The sequence below is a fragment of the Thioclava sp. JE_KL1 genome, assembly GCF_009296265.1.
Lineage (GTDB): Bacteria > Pseudomonadota > Alphaproteobacteria > Rhodobacterales > Rhodobacteraceae > Thioclava.
This window is the reverse complement of the sequence record NZ_WBJS01000004.1, coordinates 434,904-453,266: the sequence shown is the minus strand read 5'-3', so window position 1 is coordinate 453,266 and position 18,363 is coordinate 434,904. Positions and strand designations below refer to the sequence as shown.

Genomic DNA, 18,363 nt, shown 5'->3' with positions numbered 1-18,363 from the left:
ACTTCGATCGCCAGATCGCGGAACTTCAGGTCCGCATCGCCATCATGAACGGCTACACCGCGCTCGGCATACCCGTCACGGAAGCTGTGGGATAAGTCCGTCCGGGGAAAGGGGAACCTCGGCCATCAACCGATTTGTGCAACAGAGCCGCCCAAACCGCTCAAAATATTGAGCAGGCTGTCCTGCAAAGGTTTTCCGGCTATCAACTCGCCAGTAATGGCGAAGTCCTGCAGGGAATTACTGAGCCTGATGTGCGCCTTGCGATCATAGAAGCGGCGCGGTCGCAACCTACGCCGCTTACCACAACGGGACGATCCACGGGAACCCGTTCCGAGACAGTCCAGTGTGACGAAATCTAGACGTTCTACTGCGCGAAGGAACTGAGCGTTGAGAAGCTGTCGCAGTCCGTTGGGCAGGTCTCCTCAGTCGACGCATCCAATCAAGAGAGAAAGAGCGAAAAGAGCCAGTGGCTTTTTAAGGTTAAAGCTAAAAAGCCCAAAAGACGGTTGAGAACGGTAGCCGAGCCGCGCCCTAAGGTATTGCATATGGCCAGGGTGGAGGCCTGCCAAACTAGCACTCTACATTGCGCTGCGAACGGTGCGGCTGTTGATCACCTAGTACCCGCGCTACGAGCAAGCGTTTTTTGTTTGGCGGGATTTTTGGCGGGTAGGGGGTCAATATGCCCGATTTTCCTAGTCAAATCAGGGGGTAATGGCGGAGACGAAGGGATTCGAACCCTCGAGACCCTTCCGGGCCTACTCCCTTAGCAGGGGAGCGCCTTCGACCACTCGGCCACGTCTCCGCGGACCCGTATAGGGATCGTCTCGGGGGGAGACAAGCGGTTTTTCGGCGGAAATCCGGGTGGTTTGCGATTTCCCTCGCGTGGGGCCGAAGTGGCGCAGGCGGGGGCGCCGGTCGGCGTGGGGCAGGGGCGCCGGGTGCAATGAAAAACGCGCGCGAGATGTCTCGCGCGCGTTTCGTTTTCAAGAGGTTTCGCTTGGCTTAGCGGGTCGTCTCGCCGCGCCGGCGCACCACCACGTCGACCGTGATCGAAGCGAGCAGCACCGCCGCCGTCGCCATCAGCTGCACCGCCGCCGGCAGACCCAGAAGCGCCATGCCGTTGACGATCGCCGCGATCACGACGCCGCCGAGGATCGCGTGGATCGGATGGCCGCGCCCGCCGAACAGCGAGGTGCCGCCGATCACCGCCGTCGCGACGACATAGAGCACGATCGTGCCACCGTCGAAGCTGGTGGAGATCGAGCGCAGGCGCGAAGCGTAGATGATGCCGCCCAGACCCGCCGTCGTGGCAGCCAGCGTGAAGGCTGCGGTCCGGATCAGGCGCAGGTTGATGCCCGCCCGGCGCGCGGCCTCTGCATTGCCGCCGATGGCGAGGACGTAGCGGCCGAATTTCAGCCGTCCCAGCAGGAACGACCATGCCAGCAGCACCGCGAAGACGATCGGGATCACCCACGGCATGCCCGAGAGGGGGAAGCGCGCGACGCCCCGGTTCATGTTCGAGATCGTCACCAGCACGATACCCGCGATTACGGCCGCGGCGATCTTCGCGACGGTGAGACCCATAGGCGGAGCGACGAGGCCGCTCTTGCGACGTTTCGCATCCTTGCTGAAGGTCATGATCGCGAAGACCAGAACCACGGCTCCGGTCATCAGCCAGCCCATCAGCGGGCTCAGCGTGCCATTTGCGAAGTTGTTGATCGTGTCACTCGCGACTGGGATTGTTCCCCCGGCGCCCAGCAGTTGGATCATCAGACCGTTGAAGCCCAGAAGACCCGCCAGCGTCACCACGAAAGAGGGCAGTTTGAGCCGCGTGATCAGCGAGCCCTGGAAGATGCCCAGTACCGCAGGCACGGCCAGGCCCGCCACGACCGCCGCCCACCAGGGCCAGTCGGTACCCGGCGCCACCAGCAGCGTCGCCACCGTCGCCCCGATCCCGGCCACGAAGCCGAGCGACAGATCGATCTCGCCCAGCAAGAGGACAAAGACCTGTCCCATCCCGATCATCATGAAGACCGAACCCTGAACGAGCAGGTTCACGACGTTCCCCGGCGAGAGGAATTTCGGGTTCTGCAACTGGAAGATCAGCGAGATCAGCACGAAGCCCAGCAGAACCGGAAGTACGCCGCTCTCGCCCGCCTTGATCTTCGCCCAGGTGCGCGAGAGGTAGCTCGAGAAGCTCTGATCCTCGGTCGTGGCGCCCACCACGGCGGAGGGGCCGCTGTCGCCCGACGCCTCGCGTTGGGCCGCGACATCCTTGGCGTTCTCCGCCGCGATCGAGGCGGCGGCGCGCATCGCGCCCGCTTCGACGACGTGATCGGATTTGCCCGTGGTCATCAGTTCGACCACGCGCTGCGTGTCGTATTCCTCGATCGGGCCCTGGCTGACCATCTCGCCCAGACGCAGGATCGCGAGCCGGTCGGAGACCGCGAAGACGTCGTTGAGGTTGTGCGAGATCATCACCACCGCGAGACCCTGATCGGCGAGGCGGCGCACCAGTTGCAGCACCTGACCGGTCTGGGCCACGCCGAGCGCCGCGGTGGGCTCGTCGAGGATCACCAGTTTGGAATTCCACATCACGGCCTTGGCGACCGCAATCGATTGCCGCTGACCGCCCGAAAGCGCCGAGACCGGCGCGCGGATCGAGCGCAGCGTGGTCACGCGCAAGCCTTGCAGCGTCTCCGCCGCGGCGCGCTCCATCGCATCCTCGTCGAGCATCCCGTTGGTCAGGATTTCGCGACCGAGGAACATGTTCTGCACGACGTCGAGATTGTCGCACAGCGCGAGGTCCTGATAGACGACCTCGATGCCCAGCTCCGCACTGTCGCGGGGCGAGCGGACGCGGACGTCATTGCCTTCCCATTCGATCACGCCGCCATCGGCTTCATGGATGCCGGCGATGGTTTTCGTCAGCACGGATTTGCCCGCGCCATTGTCACCGACCAGTGCCGTTACCTCGCCGGGGCGGACGTCGAAATCGACCCCGCTGAGCGCCTGCACTGCACCGAAGCTCTTTTCCAGACCCCGAATACGGAGGATCGCGTCGCGATCCTCCGTCAGGGACCCGGTACCGTTACCCGTGTCCATCATTGGCTATCAGTTCCCGATGCCAGCGGCTTTGCACGCATCGGCTGCGTCGCCCGCACAAAGCTTGGAGGTGTCGACGAAGCCGTCTTTCACGACGGTGTCGGCCATGTTCTCCGGGGTGACCCAGATCGGCTTGAGCAGGATCGAGGGCACGTCCATGCCGCCTTGGCTGTCATTGACCTTGCCGTTGACGAGGCCGTCGGGCGGGGTGTCGCCAGCACGCATGTAGAGCGCGAGCGCCGCTGCCGCCTGAGCTTCGAGGTAGATCGGCTTGTAGACGGTGCCGCACTGGTAGCCGGTGAGCACGTTCTGCAGGCCGGTGACCGTCGCGTCCTGACCGGTGGTCGGGAAGGCTTTCGGCGGAACTTTCAGCGTCTTGAGATAGGAGATGACCGCGTTGGCGTTGTCGTCATTCGGGGTGACGACGGCGTTCATGTCCTGATGCGCGGTGAACTGCTGCTCGAAGGTGGTCCGGGCGACCGACGGATCCCAGGTACCTGCGGGCTCGCCCGCATTGGTGTAGCTGCCATCGTCGAATTTCGGCTTCAGCACGCTCATGTAGCCCTGCTTGAACAGCGTGGCGTTGTTGTCATCGGGCGAGCCCGCCATCACGAGGATATTCGGCTTCTCGATGTTCCAGTCGCTGAGGCACTGTTCCATGCCCTTGCCGATCAGCTCGCCGACATATTCGTTGTCGAAGCTGATGTAATAGTCGCGCGAGCCGCCAAGCGTGATCCGGTCATAGTCGATGACCGCGACGCCGTGCTCTTTGGCGTATTTCTCGACAGCCGCACCGCCGCCCGAGGAGATCGGGTCGATCAGCAGAACGGTCGCGCCCTGGCTGATGTCGGTTTGCGCCTGGGTGAGCTGATCAGCTTCCGAACCTTGGGCGTTGGTGATGATCAGATCGTCCGAGGACAGGCCCGCTGCCTTGAAGGCTTTCTTCAGGTAAGGCTCGTCGAACGAGGTGTAGCGGGCCGAGCTTGCTGTGTCGGGCAGCAGCACGCCCACTTTGCCTTTGCCTTTGGCGGCAACGTCCTTGAGTTGACCCATGGCCGAGAAATCAGCGCCGAAGCTGTCGGCGGTGACACCTTGGGCTTGCGCGGCGCCTGCAATCAGGCCAAGCGCGAGAACGCTGGTTCCAGCGAGACGCGCGGCGGTTCCGCACGTCGAGCGACGAATGTCTTTCATTATAATCCTCCTAAGGCCGGATGGGTTCCTCCCGTGGGGTGGCATCGCCTTGCCCCAGCGCGCCGCCTGTGCCGGTTACGGACAGGACAGCGCCGTGACGCGCATCCGGTACGCGTCCCGTTAGCGCAATCATGGCTTGAAATGTTGCTCTGAACAGGGGGGTGGCGAACACAAAGCACTCACGAAACTGCGAGGATGTGGCGTTCCGGGGCAACTCAGAAGAGTAGGGGAGACGAGCGGCTGGCTTCGCGCGGCACCGATGTGGCGCCCGGAGTGGTTGACACCCGCGCGCGCCGCTGTATAAGCCCGCCATTCCGGTGACGCGAGTTGCCGGGATTATTCATTGGTGTTGGTGGACCTCGCAAGAGGAAACCTGTCGCCGGTCGCCGCGAGGCCCGGAGGAGGACAACGCCCTTCGAAACTATAATGAAGGAGATCAGCCGTGACCAAACGCACGTCTGCCAAGTACAAAATCGACCGCCGCATGGGCGAGAACATCTGGGGCCGCGCCAAGTCGCCCGTCAACCGTCGTGAATACGGCCCCGGCCAGCACGGTCAGCGCCGCAAGGGCAAACTGTCCGACTTCGGTATCCAGCTCCGCGCCAAGCAGAAGCTGAAGGGCCATTACGGCGACCTGACCGAGAAGCAGTTCCGCCGCATCTACGCCGAAGCCGAGCGTGTGAAGGGCGACACCGGTGAAAACCTGATCGGTCTGCTCGAGCGCCGCCTCGACGCGCTGGTCTACCGCGCCAAGTTCGTTCCGACCGTCTTCGCTGCGCGCCAGTTCGTGAACCACGGCCACGTGCTCGTGAACGGCAAGAAAGTGAACATCCCCTCCTACCGCCTGAAAGAAGGCGACGTGGTGGAAGTCCGCGAGAAGTCCAAGCAGATGGCTCTGGTTCTCGAAGCCGTTCAGTCGCCCGAGCGCGACGTTCCGGATTACCTCGAAGTCGACCACAACAAACTGACCGCGAAATTCGTGCGCACCCCGGCTCTGTCCGACGTGCCCTTCGCGGTTCAGATGGAACCGAACCTCGTGGTCGAATTCTACGCGAAGAACTGATCTCTCAGTCTTCGCCGATCATTCGGAAAGGCCGTGCCCCCGGGGCGCGGCCTTTTTCTTTTGGGCGATGGGGCGGCGCGATACGAGCCGAGGGCAGGGCCTGACCGCCGGGTGGGCGCGCCCCGTTTCGTGGTCTTCGCTTTATCTCGCGAAATCCGGACAACCTCGATCCGCGCGCTGACGCCACCAAAGCGCCCGCCCGAGGGGGCGGTCGGGCGCTGCCCGGGCCGCTGCGCGGCTGATCCGGGCGGGGATTGCCTCTCACCCGTTGCATCCCTGCCGCGTCTGCTATGCGGGTGATCTTCTCACTAGCCCTGTCGCGCCATGGCGGATAGAACTCGGGCCACGATTCAGGAGTGCACAATGACCACGCATATTCGCCCCCAGCCCGGTATTATGGACATCGAGCTCTATCAGGGCGGCGCCTCCCATGTGGCGGGGCGCACCGATGCCGTCAAACTCAGCTCGAACGAGAACCCGTTCGGCCCCTCTGACAAGGCCAAGGACGCGTTCGCGAAATGCGCCCATTCGATGCATCGCTACCCCCCGACCGACCACGCCAAGCTGCGCACGGCGATCGGCGAGGTGCATAAGCTCGACCCCGACCGGATCATCTGCGGCGTGGGCTCGGACGAGATCATCCACTTCCTGTGCCAGGCCTATGTCGGCGCGCGCGACGAGGTGGTGTTCACCGAGCACGGCTTCCTGATGTATCGCATCTCGACCATGGCCGCGGGCGGCACGCCGATCGAGGTCAAGGAGCGCGACCGCACGACCGATGTCGATGCGATCCTGAGCGCCTGCACCAAGAAGACCAAGCTCGTCTTCCTCGCCAATCCGAACAACCCGACTGGCACGATGATCCAGCTGGCGGAGCTGGAGCGGCTGGCGGCGGGGCTGCCGAAAGGCGCGCTGCTGGTGATCGACGCGGCCTATGCGGAATATGTCGAAGGCTATGACGGCGGGGCGGAGCTGGCGACGCGCCTGCCCAATGTCTTCATGACGCGGACCTTCTCGAAGATCTACGGTCTCGGCGGGCTGCGCGTCGGCTGGGGCTACGGCTCGCGCGAAGTGATCGACGTGCTCAACCGCATCCGTGGGCCGTTCAACCTCTCGACCGCGCAGCAGGAGACTGCAGAGGCCGCCGTGCGCGATCAGGACTGGGTCAACAAATGCCGCGATGACAACACGCGCCTGCGCGCGTGGCTGGCCGAAGCGCTGGCGGAAAAGGGCGTTCCGTCAGATACTTCCACGGCGAACTTCATCCTCGCGCGTCTCGCCTCCGAGCAGGAGGCTGCCGATTGCGATACCTACCTGAAATCCGAAGGGATCATCGTGCGCCGGGTCGCGGGCTATAACCTGCCCAACTGCCTGCGCATCACGGTGGGCGACGAACCGTCGTGCCGTCGCGTGGCGCATCTGATCGGCGTCTTCAAGGCAGGCGGGATCGAGGTGCCCAGATGAGCCAGCTCTACCAGCGGGTCGCGCTGATCGGGCTCGGCCTGATCGCCTCGTCGATGGCCCACGCGATGCGCGAGAAGGGCCTGGCGGGCGAGATCGTCGGTCATGCGCGCTCCGCCGAGACGCGCGACACCGCGCTGGAGATCGGGCTGGTCGATGCCGTCTATGAGACCGCTGCCGAGGCCGTCGCGGGCGCGGATCTGGTGGTGCTCTGCGTGCCGGTCGGCGCGATGGCGAAGATCGCCGAAGAGATCGCGCCGCATCTGGCCCCCGGGGCTACGATCACCGATGTCGGCTCAGTCAAGCGCGCGGTGATCGACGCGGTCGGCCCGCATGTGCCCGAAGGCGTGCATTTCATCCCCGGCCACCCGCTGGCAGGGACGGAGCAGTCCGGCCCGCGCTCGGGCTTTGCGACGCTTTTCGCCAATCGCTGGTGGCTGTTTACGCCGATCGAGGGCACGGACCCCGAGGCGCTGACCCGGCTGAAGTCGCTGGTCGAGGCGATGGGCGCGAATACCGACGAGATGGCGCCCGATCACCATGATCTCGTGCTCTCGGTCGTGTCGCATACACCGCACCTGATTGCCTATACGATGGTCGGTGTGGCGGATCACCTTCGTCGTGTAACCCACGAAGAAGTCATCAAATATTCCGCTACGGGTTTCCGTGATTTCACCCGGATCGCGGCCTCGGACCCGACGATGTGGCGTGACGTCTTCCTGACCAACAAGGAAGCCACGCTCGATATCCTTGGCCGCTTCACCGAAGAGCTGTTCATGTTGCAGCGCGCGATCCGCATGGGCGATGGCGACATGCTGCACGACTACTTCACGCGCACCCGCGCGATCCGCCGCGGCATCATCGAGGCCGGGCAGGATACGGATGCGCCCGATTTCGGGCGCGGTGCGCCGAAGAAAGACGCATGAGCGCCATCGGTCGTAACAAGGCGGTCGCGCTGATTGCCTTGGCAGCGGTGGTCGCGCTTGGGTCCTGCGGGCGCGGCGACGACAGGCGCTCGGCGCGCTATTCCTCGTCGGGTGAGCTTTGCGGCATTGCTGGGTTGGAAGGCGCGCATATCGCGCCGATCGACGGGCCGGGGCGCTGCGGCATCGCCGGTCCGGTTCAGATCACCTCCGTCTCCGGTATCCGTCTGACCTCGCCGGTTCGGGTGAATTGCTCGGCGGCAAAGTCCTTTAAGCGCTGGGTCGATCGCGGGATCAAACCGGCGGTGGGACGGCGCGGCGGCGGGATCGAGGCGATCCGCATCGCAGCCTCCTATTCCTGCCGGAGCCGCAATTCGCAGCCCGGCGCGAAGCTGTCCGAGCATGCCAAGGGCAACGCGATCGACGTCTCGGGCGTGGTCCTGCGCAACGGCAAGACGCTGACCGTGCTGAAGGATTGGCGCAAGGGCCGCGTGATCAAGAAGATGCACAAATCGGCCTGCGGTCCGTTCGGCACCGTGCTCGGCCCGAGATCGGATCGCTTCCATCAGGACCACATCCATGTCGATGTGGCCCGCTATCGAAATGGCACTTACTGTCGTTAACCTTTATTGACGCTGGGCGATCAGTTGCGGTGCGGGGCCGAGCGGCACCGGGCCGAGGTTCATCTGCCCGTCCTTGAAGACAAGCGGCACTTCCAGCGCGCCGTCGGGGTTCTTCGCGGCCAACATTGCGCCGATCCCGGTCACGAGCTTCTCCTGGTCCTTGCCGATCAGCCCCATGCTCTGCGCGATGCCGACCCAATTGCGCCACGTGGCGGAGCGGATCGTCAGTGTGCCGTCGGGATAGCCCGAGGGATCGACGGTCAGGTTGCCCTCGACCGAGACATCGTTGCCGCCCCAGCTCAGCGACAGATCCGTAACCGAGAACGTCATCAGCCCCGGCAGACCCGCTTCCAGCGCGCTTTGGTCGATCGGCTCGCGCGTGCCCATGAGCGCGTCGAAATGGATGCGTGCGATGGTGTCGGGCAGCTTGCCCTTCGGGTCGACCCGCTCGAGCAGATCGGCGGGGAGTTTCAGCGACTTCGCCTCCGCGCCCAGCCGATAGGCGGCGGCGGGCATCACCAGATCGGCGGCTTGCGCCGAGCCGCCAAGCGCGCCCTGTGCCTTGTCCTTGCGCTCGATGGCGAGGCGCAGCTGATCGGCCGAAAGCGCGGGGGACGTTTCGCCCGTGGGCGTCAGCACCGGAGCGGAGATCACGGCGATCGCCCGCTCCAGCGGCAGCGCGGTTGAATAGCCCACCGTCAGCGAGGCGCGCATGTCCTCTTGCGTCAGCTTGTAGCTTTGATCGCCCAGTTGCAGTGACTGGCCTGAGGGCAGGTAGGCGATCACTTTGTTGGGTTCGTATCCGAGTGCGAAGAGTTGCGCGAAGGGCGCGCTCCAGTGCCACAGGCCGCCCTGATCCTTCAGTTCGGGCTTGTCGAAGGTCAGATCGAAGCGCGAGGGGAAGCCCGCCAGAGAGACCGATTGCGCATCGCCCCAGCCTTCCTGCCGGGCCTGCGCGAGCATGTCGCGAGCTCCGTTTTCGATCTTATGCGCGCCGTAAAACCAGTAGCCGCAATAGGCCAGCGTCGCGACCAGCACCAGAATGATCAGTTTGCGCATCTTCGCCTCTTTGCAAATCGGTTGAACCCCATGTAAGCCGTGTTCTCATGCAGGACCAGTGCGACGACAACAGGATCTGGGTCTTCGGCTACGGCTCGCTGATCTGGAACCCCGGCTTCGATTTTGACGAGCGGATGCTCGCCCGTGCGCCGGGTTGGGAGCGCAGCTTTTGCCTGCGCTCACTGGTGCACCGTGGCACGCCCGAAGCGCCGGGGCTGGTGCTGGCGCTCGACGAGGGGCAGGGCGCCTGCGCGGGGCTCGCCTTCGCGGTGAAGCCCGGACAGGAAGACGAGGTCATGGCCTATCTGCGCGAGCGCGAGCTGGTCACCTCGGCCTATCTGGAACGCGAGATCGACGTCGATCTGAATGACGGGCGGCGCGTGCGCGCGGTCACCTATGTGATCGACCGCCATCACGATCAGTATTGCGGCGGGCTTTCCGATGACGAGCAGGCGCGGATCATCGCCAGCGCCACCGGCGGGCGCGGTCCGAACCGCGATTATCTGTTCAATACTGCCCAGCATCTGCACGAATTGGGCATCCCCGATCCCCATCTTGATGCATTGGTGGCACGGCTGCACGACTTGTCGTGATAGCCCTTGGCGAAGGGCTGCACCCTCGCTAGGCTCTGCGCAAACAGGCAAGAGGGGCAATAATGGAAGAGCCGATCCGGCTGGAGCCGCAATTCTCACAACCCGTGCGTCAGGTGATCCTGATGCTTCTGGTGCTCGGCTTGGTCGCTACAGGTGGCTATTTCGCCTATTCGCGCATCTTCCCGATTTTCCTCGCCAATCCCTGGCTGAACGGGGTAATCCTCGCGGTCTTCGTCTTCGGCATCCTCGCCTGTTTCTGGCAGGTTGTGCAGCTGGTGAAGGCGGTGAACTGGATCGAAAGCTTCGCCGCTGACCGTCCCGGTCGTCCGCAGGTGCGCCCGCCGTCGATGCTTGCGCCGCTTGCGTCCCTTCTGGGCTCGCGCGAGGCGCGCCGCGCGGTGTCGTCGTCCTCGGGGCGCTCGATCCTCGAATCCGTCGCGACCCGGATCGACGAGGCGCGCGACATCACCCGCTATATCGCGGGGCTGCTGATCTTTCTTGGCCTTCTCGGGACGTTTTACGGCCTCGCCACCACCGTGCCTGCGGTGGTCGAGACGATCCGCGCACTGGCGCCCAAGGAAGGCGAGAGCGCGATCGGCGTGTTCGACAATCTGATGACGGGTCTGGAGGCGCAGCTGGGCGGCATGGGCACGGCGTTCTCCTCGTCGCTTCTGGGTCTTGCGGGCTCGCTGGTGGTGGGCTTGTTGGAGCTGTTCGCAAGTCACGGTCAGAACCGGTTCTACCGTGAGCTGGAGGAATGGATTTCCTCGATCACGCGGCTCTCTTTTACCGCGCTCGAAGGTGGCGATGGTGAAGGCTCGATGGTGGCGGGCGTCCTAGATCACATGTCCGAACAGATGGACCAGATCCAGACGCTGTTCGTGCGCTCCGATGCCGGTCGCGTGCAGACCGAGGCGCGGATCGCGCATCTGTCGAACGCCATTCACGACCTGTCGGAACGGCTCTCGGCAGAGATGGATGCGCGTCACCGCCAGCAAGGCGCGCTGCAGCAGATGGCCGAGGGGCAGGAGCGGCTGATCGGCGCGCTCGATCACCTCGCGCAACGCACGGCTGAAGGCGCTCCCGAGGCGGAGGCGCTGATGGAGACACGGATGCGGCTGCGCTCGATCGACCAGCAGATGATGCGGATGCTCGAGGAAGTCAGCGCCGGGCGTCAGGAAAGCATGGCCGAGCTGCGCCACGATTTCGCGGGGCTGACGCGCGCGATCCTCGGCTACAAACCGCATCGCGAGGATTAATTCATGGCTCTGGCACGGCGCGGTGGCAATCGGTTCTCGACCAATATCTGGCCGGGTTTCGTAGATGCGATGACGGCGCTTCTTCTGGTCCTGATGTTCGTGCTGTCGATCTTCATGATCGTGCAATCGGTGCTGCGTGACACGCTGAGCACCAAGGAAGGCGAGCTGATTCAGCTGAACGAACAGGTGTCGAACCTCGCCAAGGCGCTGTCGCTGCAACAGACGAAGACGCAGCAACTGACCGGCGAGTTGGAGAATGCGAAGGACAAAGCCGATCAGCAGGACTCGCTGATCTCGACGCTCACCTCGCAGCTCGATGACCGCAAAGCCGCGCTGGCCGATGCCAAGCAGAAGATCACCGAATTCGAGGCTCGCGTCGCGCAATTGGTGGGCGAGCGCAACGCCGCCCAACAGGATGCGAGCGCCAAGGCCGACGAAATCCGGCTAAGCAAGGAAACCATCGCCGATCTGCGCGACAAGCTGACGAAATCGGGCGATGAGGTCGCGGCGATGACGCTGCAATTGGAAGAGGCGCGCAAGCAGGCCGAGGACACGCTGACCAAGCTCGCCGCCGCGCAGACCGCGAAGGACGATCTGGAAAAGCAGCTCGGCAAGCAGCTGTCCGAGGCCGAGAAGCAGGCGGCGCTGAAAGCTACCGCGCAGAAGGCGTTGGCGGATCAGCAGGCGATCTCGGAAGGCGCGCAGAAGAAAGTGGCGCTGCTCAATCAGCAGGTCGCGGCGTTGCGCAGTCAACTCGCGCAACTACAAAACGTGCTCGATGAGGCGCAGCAGAAGGATGCCGCGGCCAAGGTGCAGCTCGACAATCTCGGCCAGCAGCTGAATGCGGCGCTCGCCCGTGCGGCGTCTGAGGAGAAGAAGCGCGCGGACCTGCAGGAGAAGATGCGCAAGGAGGCCGAGGCCAAGGCGAAGGATTTGGAGAACTACCGCTCTGAATTCTTCGGCAAGCTTTCGCAGCTTCTGAAGGGCAAGCAGGGCGTGAAGATCGAAGGCGACCGCTTCGTGTTCTCCTCAGAGGTGCTGTTCGCGCCCGCTTCCGCGACATTGTCTGATGCGGGCCGCGCGCAGATCAAGCAGGTGACCTCGCTGCTCGACCAACTGCGTGGGGAAATCCCGGGCGACATCCCGTGGATCATCCGCGTCGACGGCCATACCGACGACACGCCGCTGTCGGGGCAGGGCGAATTCAAGGATAACTGGGAGCTGAGTCAGGCCCGCGCGCTTTCGGTGGTGAAATACATGGTCGAGAGCCTCGGCTTCCCGCCGCAACGCCTCGCCGCCGCCGGCTTCGCGCAGTTCGACCCGGTGAACACCGCCGACACGCCCGAAGCGCGCGCTCAGAACCGCCGGATCGAGTTGAAGCTGACCGAGCGCTAAGGCGCCGGTCAGCTGAGCTCCGTCCGCCAGTCGAGAAATGCGCCGAGCCGCCGCTCGGCACTGCCCTGCAAGCTGCGGAATGACTGCACCCCGATGACAAATGAAAAGGCTGCCGGGCCAAGCTCCGGCAGCCTTCTGCGTTAATCGCGTCTGCCGAGGGCCGCGAAGCCCCCGGCCGCGTGCTTATTTCGCGATCCGGTCGAGGATGCGCGCCCAGGAGCGGATGCCCTTGTGGAAGCTTTTCACGTCGTATTTCTCGTTCGGCGAGTGGATCGCGTCGTCATCGTTGGCGAAGCCGATCAGCATCGCGTCCATGCCGAGGATCGACTTGAAGTAATAGCCGATCGGGATGGAGCCGCCCATGCCGACGATCACTGCCTCACGGTTCCATTCGTCGCTCAGCGCCTGACGCGCGGCTTCGAATTCGGGACGCGACGTGTCCATCACGGAGGCCGGCGCGCCATCGAGATCGCCGTCCCAGGTGATGCGCGCATCGACGGGCAGGCGTGCCTCGACATGGGCGCGGAGCGCCTTGCGGACGTGGGCGGGGTCCATGTCGCCCACGAGACGGCAGGTGATCTTGCAATGCGCCTCGGCCGGGATCACGGTCTTCGAGCCCGCGCCTTGGTAGCCGCCCCAGAGACCGTTGATCTCCAGCGTCGGGCGTGCCCATTGCTGCTCCAGCGCCGAATAGCCTTCCTCGCCATGCGGCACGGTCATGCCCGCGTGCTGAAGGTATTCCTTCTCGTCGAAGCCGCAGGTCTTCCACGCCTCCAACTGCTCGGCCGGAACTTCGTGGACGCCCTCGTAGAAGCCTTCGACCGCGACGCGACCCTGATCGTCATGGAAGCTCGCGATGATCTTGGAAATCTCGCGCATCGGGTTCAGGGCGGGGCCGCCGTAATGGCCCGAATGCAGGTCGATGCGCGGGCCGTGGAGGGTGAATTCCTCTTTCAGCATCCCGCGCAAGGAGCCTGCGATCGAGGGCACGCCGGGCGAGACCATCGAGGTGTCGCAGATCAGCGCCAGATCTGAGGTCAGTTCTTCGCGATTGTTCTCGAGGAAGGGCACCAGCGAGGGCGAGCCCGATTCTTCCTCGCCTTCAAGAAAGATCACAAGATTGCCAGGAAGCTCGCCGTTCACGGCCTTATAGGCGCGGCAGGCCTCGATGAAGGTCATCAGCTGACCCTTGTCGTCGGACGCGCCGCGACCGCGGATGACGCGACCGTTCTCGGTGTCCTCGATCTGCGGCTCGAAGGGGGGCGTATTCCACAGCTCCAGCGGGTCCACCGGCTGCACGTCATAGTGGCCGTAGAACAGCAGGCGCGGGCCCTCGCCCTTGGAATGCGCAACCACCATCGGGTGGCCCGTGGTCGGACGCAGTTCGGCGTCGAAGCCCAGCGATTTCAATTCCTTGACGAGCCATTCCGCAGCTTCGTGGGTCTCTTCGCGATAGGCCGGATCGGTCGAGATCGAGCGGATTTTCAGCAGCTCGAAAAGACGGTCCATCGCGGCGTCAAGGCCGCTATCGATTTCGGTGAGAACCTCGTTCAGTGCCATGCTGGCCTCCTTTATTTTGGCCTCAGCCTAGGGCTGCGCGCGGGACTGTCCAGAGGGGGTGACGCAAGGGCGCGACAAATTGCGAAAACTGAATGTTTGCTTTTCATGACTATTTGCGACATTTTTGCGCTTCAGGGAGAGGAATTTGACATTTATCAATGTCGCGCTTTGTGGTGCCCGGTAGGGCAGACCCAGCGAACAGTCATGCAAGGGAAGCACGAGATGGATTACGACCGCGCACTCGATCAGGCGATTGACAAGCTGCACGAGGAAGGCCGCTATCGCGTCTTCATCGATATCGAGCGCGAGAAGGGTAATTTCCCCCACGCCGTCTGGACCAAGCCGGACGGGTCGAAGCAGGACATCACCATCTGGTGCGGCAACGATTATCTGGGCATGGGTCAGCATCCGGTTGTGCTGGCCGCGATGCACGAGGCGCTGGACGCCACCGGCGCAGGCTCGGGCGGCACGCGCAACATCTCGGGCACGACGGTCTATCACAAGCGGCTGGAGCACGAGATCGCCGATCTGCACGGGAAAGAGGCCGCGCTGGTCTTCTCCTCGGCCTATATCGCGAATGACGCGACGCTGAGCACGCTGCCCAAGCTGTTCCCCGGCCTCATCATCTATTCCGACGAGCTGAACCACGCCTCGATGATCGAAGGCATCCGCCGCAATGGCGGCGCCAAGCGCATCTTCCGCCACAATGACGTGGCCCATCTGCGCGAATTGCTGGCCGCTGACGATCCGGCTGCGCCGAAGCTGATCGCTTTCGAGTCGGTCTATTCGATGGATGGCGATTTCGGCCCGATCTCCGAGATCTGCGATCTGGCCGAGGAATTCGGCGCGATGACCTATCTCGACGAAGTGCACGCAGTCGGCATGTATGGCCCGCGCGGCGCCGGTATCGCCGAGAAGCTGTGCGAGATGGACCGGATCGACATCTTCAACGGCACGCTGGGCAAGGCCTTCGGCGTGTTCGGCGGCTATATCGCGGCTTCGGCCAAGATGGTGGACGCGGTGCGCTCCTATGCGCCGGGCTTCATCTTCACCACCTCGATCCCGCCGGCGGTTGCGGCTGGCGCTGCCGCGTCGATCGCCTTCCTGAAAGGCGAGGGCGGTCAGGAGCTGCGCGACAAGCAGCAGCTGCACGCGAAGATTCTCAAGATGCGCCTGAAGGGCATGGGCATGCCGATCATCGACCACGGTTCGCATATCGTGCCCGTGATCATCGGAGATCCCAAACATACCAAGGCCTTGTCGGACATGCTGCTCGACGAGTTCGGGGTCTATGTCCAGCCGATCAACTTCCCGACCGTGCCGCGCGGCACCGAGCGTCTGCGCTTCACGCCCTCGCCGGTGCACGACACCGGTATGATTGACGGTCTGGTCAAGGGCATGGACGCGCTTTGGGCGCGCTGTGAGCTAAATCGCGCCGAAGCCAGCGCGTAAGCCACATAGGCGCGTGCGCGGCTCGCTTGCTTGTGATAAGCCATTGTTAATCGAAGGGGCTATTGGCTCCGAATCGACGCAGGCGGGAAAACGGCAGGGACAGGCAGCATGATCGGGCGAAGGGCTAAACCTTCGACGGGGGACGAAGTCAAACCTAAAGGGTTCGACGATTTCGAACTTCGTCTTGGCGATGTGATGCGCGGCGAGCGGGCGACGCTCGCCAAATCACTCCTTGATGTCCAGCGTGAACTCCGGATCAAAGCAGCCTATATCGCCGCTATCGAAGCCTGCGACGTGGAGGCTTTCGATACGCCCTCCTTCATCGCGGGCTATGTGCGTTCCTACGCGCGCTATCTCGGCCTCGACCCGGAATGGTCGTTCCAGCGCTTCTGCAACGAGGCTGGCTATTCGCCCGCCCACGGCATGTCCGAGGCCGCCTCCGGCCCGAAACCGCAGCGCGACCCGAAGGATATGGCCGAGGCGCTCGCCAATCCCGCGTTCATTCCGCGCAAGGAATCGCTCTGGACCAAGATCGAGCCGCGCGCCGTCGGTGCGCTTTTCGTTCTGGCGCTGATCGGCGGCGGTATCGGCTATGGCGGCTGGACCGTTCTGCAGGAAGTGCAGCGCGTGCAGCTGACGCCCGTGGATCAGGCCCCCGGTGTGATGGCCGATCTCGACCCGCTCGACTCGGTCAAGGACGGGCCCGAGATGGCGCAGGCCGACGACACGCTGCCCGAGGTCAACCAACCCGAGCGCTCCGCGCGCATCTACCGTCCGGCGGCCCTCGACGCGCCGGTTCTGGTCTCGCGCGACGGGCCCATCGCTTCGATCGACCCCAATGCGACCGGCGCGCTGGCCGGGCAGGGCGTGGGCGCGGCCGCACCGGGCCTGACGCCCAATCTCATCGGTCTGGCGCAGTCCAACACGTCCCCGAACACGCCGCAGGGCACGCAGCTCGCCTCGGCGGCGGGGCCCGAGAACAATATCCAATCCGCGGTCGCCAAGGCGCTGGGAGCGGATCAGCCCGATGTCGTCGTGCTGGCTGTGCGCCCGTCCTGGGTGCGGATCAAATCCGCCGATGGTGCGACGCTGTTCGAGAAGGTCATGGATGCGGGCGAGCGTTACGTGCTGCCCAAGCTCGAAGAGCCGCCGACGATGCGCACGGGTGAATCCGGCGCGATCTATTTCGCGGTCAACGGCGTGACGCATGGCCCGGTCGGCAAGCGCGGTCAGGTCACGAAGAACATCAAGCTGTCTTCGGCCGCTCTGGACGAGGACTATCCGGTCGCCAATCTCGCGCAGGACAAGGACCTCGCGAAGATGATCGCCGTGGCCGATGCGGGCGATGCCGCCGCGCCGGCCCAAGACGACCAGCAATAAACCGCAGATCACGATCCGCCCCGGCCCGTTGCACCGCAGCGGGCCTTGGCGTATCAGGAGCCGAGGTCTCGAAGGAGCGTTTGCATGTCTCTCAACCCGGTCCGCCCGTGGCGCAATATCTACCGCCGCAAGTCTCGCCAGATCATGGTCGGCAATGTCCCCGTCGGGGGTGATGCGCCGATCTCGGTGCAGACGATGACCAATACCGACAGCTCGGACGTGCGCGCGACGCTCGATCAGGTGATCCGCGCGGCCGATGTCGGCGCGGATATCGTGCGCGTCTCGACCCCGGACGAGTCCAGCACCCGCGCCCTGCGCGAGATTTGCCGCGAGAGCCCGGTGCCGATCGTGGCGGATATCCATTTCCACTACAAACGCGCGATCGAGGCGGCGGAGGCGGGGGCGGCTTGCCTGCGCATCAACCCCGGCAATATCGGCGATGAGAAGCGCGTGGCCGAGGTCGTGCGCGCCGCTAAGGATCACGGTTGTTCGATCCGGATCGGCGTGAACGCGGGCTCGCTCGAGCGGCACCTGCTGGAGAAATACGGCGAGCCGTGCCCCGAGGCGATGGTCGAGAGCGCGATGGACCATATCCGCATTCTCGAGGATCACGATTTCCGCGAATACAAGATTTCGGTGAAGGCGTCGGACGTGTTCCTCGCCGCCGCTGCCTATCAGGGCATCGCCGAGGCGACCGACGCGCCGATCCACCTTGGTATCACCGAGGCAGGGGGGCTGACCTCCGGCACGGTGAAATCCGCGATCGGTCTGGGCAACCTCCTGTGGATGGGCATTGGCGACACGCTGCGCGTCTCGCTCTCGGCCGATCCGGTCGAAGAGGTGAAGGTCGGTTTCGAGATCCTGAAATCGCTCGGGCTTCGGACCCGCGGCGTGCAGATCATCTCCTGTCCATCCTGCGCGCGTCAGGGCTTCGACGTGATTGCGACCGTGGCGGAGCTGGAAGAACGGCTCGAACACATCAAGACGCCCATCTCGCTGTCGATCATCGGCTGCGTCGTGAACGGTCCCGGCGAGGCGCTGATGACCGATATCGGCTTTACCGGCGGTGGTGCCGGATCGGGCATGGTTTACATGGCCGGCAAGCAGGATCACAAGCAGTCCAACGCGGATATGATCGACCATATAGTTGAATTGGTTGAGAAAAAATCGGCTGAGATCGAAGCGGAGAAAGCCGCCGCCGAATAAGCGGAAAAGTGCCGCAGCGCCCCCGAAATCGGCCCATATCACGCTGCCGTGATAGGGTTCCGGGGGAACGAATTGGCGCCCCTCCACATTTCC

At 64.0% G+C, this 18,363-nt stretch carries 14 protein-coding genes and 1 tRNA gene; 10 read left to right on the top strand and 5 right to left on the bottom strand.

The window, feature by feature from the left end:
• Window positions 1-712: 712 nt before the first annotated feature.
• The 3 genes from F8R15_RS09985 to F8R15_RS09975 form a co-directional block, all read right to left on the bottom strand.
• Window positions 713-802 (bottom strand) — tRNA-Ser (locus F8R15_RS09985).
• A 200-nt stretch (window positions 803-1,002) separates the two neighbouring features.
• Entirely contained in the window at window positions 1,003-3,108 is a 2,106-nt protein-coding gene (locus tag F8R15_RS21450; protein WP_172976202.1) for an ATP-binding cassette domain-containing protein, read from the bottom strand.
• Between the two features lie 6 nt (window positions 3,109-3,114).
• Window positions 3,115-4,296, bottom strand: coding sequence for a sugar ABC transporter substrate-binding protein (locus F8R15_RS09975; RefSeq protein ID WP_172976201.1), 1,182 nt, complete (start codon window positions 4,294-4,296; stop codon window positions 3,115-3,117).
• A 442-nt stretch (window positions 4,297-4,738) separates the two neighbouring features.
• Between F8R15_RS09975 and rpsD the strand changes: the two genes are divergently transcribed.
• The 4 genes from rpsD to F8R15_RS09955 all read left to right on the top strand — a co-directional run bounded on the left by rpsD (window position 4,739) and on the right by F8R15_RS09955 (window position 8,366).
• The gene (gene rpsD, locus F8R15_RS09970; RefSeq protein ID WP_078540514.1) at window positions 4,739-5,359 is read left to right on the top strand and encodes a 30S ribosomal protein S4; all 621 of its coding nucleotides are present in this window, start codon (window positions 4,739-4,741) and stop codon (window positions 5,357-5,359) included.
• Window positions 5,360-5,722: 363 nt separating this feature from the next.
• The gene (gene hisC / locus F8R15_RS09965) at window positions 5,723-6,823 is read left to right on the top strand and encodes a histidinol-phosphate transaminase (RefSeq protein ID WP_078520975.1); all 1,101 of its coding nucleotides are present in this window, start codon (window positions 5,723-5,725) and stop codon (window positions 6,821-6,823) included.
• Window positions 6,820-7,746, top strand: a complete 927-nt coding sequence (locus F8R15_RS09960; RefSeq protein WP_078520974.1) for a prephenate/arogenate dehydrogenase family protein — start codon at window positions 6,820-6,822, stop codon at window positions 7,744-7,746. Before hisC ends, F8R15_RS09960 begins: the two co-directional genes overlap by 4 nt.
• Window positions 7,743-8,366, top strand: coding sequence for an extensin family protein (locus F8R15_RS09955; RefSeq protein ID WP_152844461.1), 624 nt, complete (start codon window positions 7,743-7,745; stop codon window positions 8,364-8,366). The genes F8R15_RS09960 and F8R15_RS09955 overlap by 4 nt, the downstream gene beginning before the upstream one ends.
• Window positions 8,367-8,369: 3 nt before the next feature.
• Here the strand turns inward: F8R15_RS09955 and F8R15_RS09950 are convergent, their stop codons facing one another.
• Entirely contained in the window at window positions 8,370-9,425 is a 1,056-nt protein-coding gene (locus F8R15_RS09950) for a DUF2125 domain-containing protein (RefSeq protein ID WP_152844460.1), read from the bottom strand.
• 47 nt (window positions 9,426-9,472) lie between these two features.
• On the opposite strand from F8R15_RS09950, the gene F8R15_RS09945 reads away from it, so the two are divergent.
• From F8R15_RS09945 to F8R15_RS09935, 3 genes are all read left to right on the top strand, one after another.
• Window positions 9,473-10,018, top strand: a complete 546-nt coding sequence (locus tag F8R15_RS09945; RefSeq protein ID WP_152844459.1) for a gamma-glutamylcyclotransferase — start codon at window positions 9,473-9,475, stop codon at window positions 10,016-10,018.
• 62 nt (window positions 10,019-10,080) lie between these two features.
• On the top strand, window positions 10,081-11,277 hold the full coding sequence (locus F8R15_RS09940) for a biopolymer transporter ExbB (protein ID WP_078520972.1): 1,197 nt from the start codon (window positions 10,081-10,083) through the stop codon (window positions 11,275-11,277).
• A gap of 3 nt (window positions 11,278-11,280) precedes the next feature.
• The gene (locus F8R15_RS09935; protein ID WP_152844458.1) at window positions 11,281-12,672 is read left to right on the top strand and encodes a peptidoglycan -binding protein; all 1,392 of its coding nucleotides are present in this window, start codon (window positions 11,281-11,283) and stop codon (window positions 12,670-12,672) included.
• 183 nt (window positions 12,673-12,855) lie between these two features.
• Here F8R15_RS09935 and F8R15_RS09930 read toward each other — a convergent pair whose 3' ends face one another.
• Window positions 12,856-14,232 (bottom strand): dipeptidase, encoded by a 1,377-nt coding sequence (locus tag F8R15_RS09930; protein ID WP_152844457.1) that lies wholly within the window; start codon window positions 14,230-14,232, stop codon window positions 12,856-12,858.
• A 222-nt stretch (window positions 14,233-14,454) separates the two neighbouring features.
• Between F8R15_RS09930 and hemA the strand changes: the two genes are divergently transcribed.
• The 3 genes from hemA (at window position 14,455) to ispG (ending at window position 18,270) form a co-directional block, all read left to right on the top strand.
• The gene (hemA, locus tag F8R15_RS09925; protein WP_152844456.1) at window positions 14,455-15,684 is read left to right on the top strand and encodes a 5-aminolevulinate synthase; all 1,230 of its coding nucleotides are present in this window, start codon (window positions 14,455-14,457) and stop codon (window positions 15,682-15,684) included.
• 108 nt (window positions 15,685-15,792) lie between these two features.
• Window positions 15,793-17,064 carry a helix-turn-helix domain-containing protein gene (locus F8R15_RS09920; RefSeq protein ID WP_152844455.1) on the top strand — a complete coding sequence of 424 codons (1,272 nt, stop codon included), beginning with the start codon at window positions 15,793-15,795 and terminating at the stop codon, window positions 17,062-17,064.
• 84 nt (window positions 17,065-17,148) lie between these two features.
• Window positions 17,149-18,270 (top strand): flavodoxin-dependent (E)-4-hydroxy-3-methylbut-2-enyl-diphosphate synthase, encoded by a 1,122-nt coding sequence (gene ispG / locus F8R15_RS09915; RefSeq protein ID WP_134332810.1) that lies wholly within the window; start codon window positions 17,149-17,151, stop codon window positions 18,268-18,270.
• The last annotated feature ends 93 nt before the right edge of the window (window positions 18,271-18,363 follow it).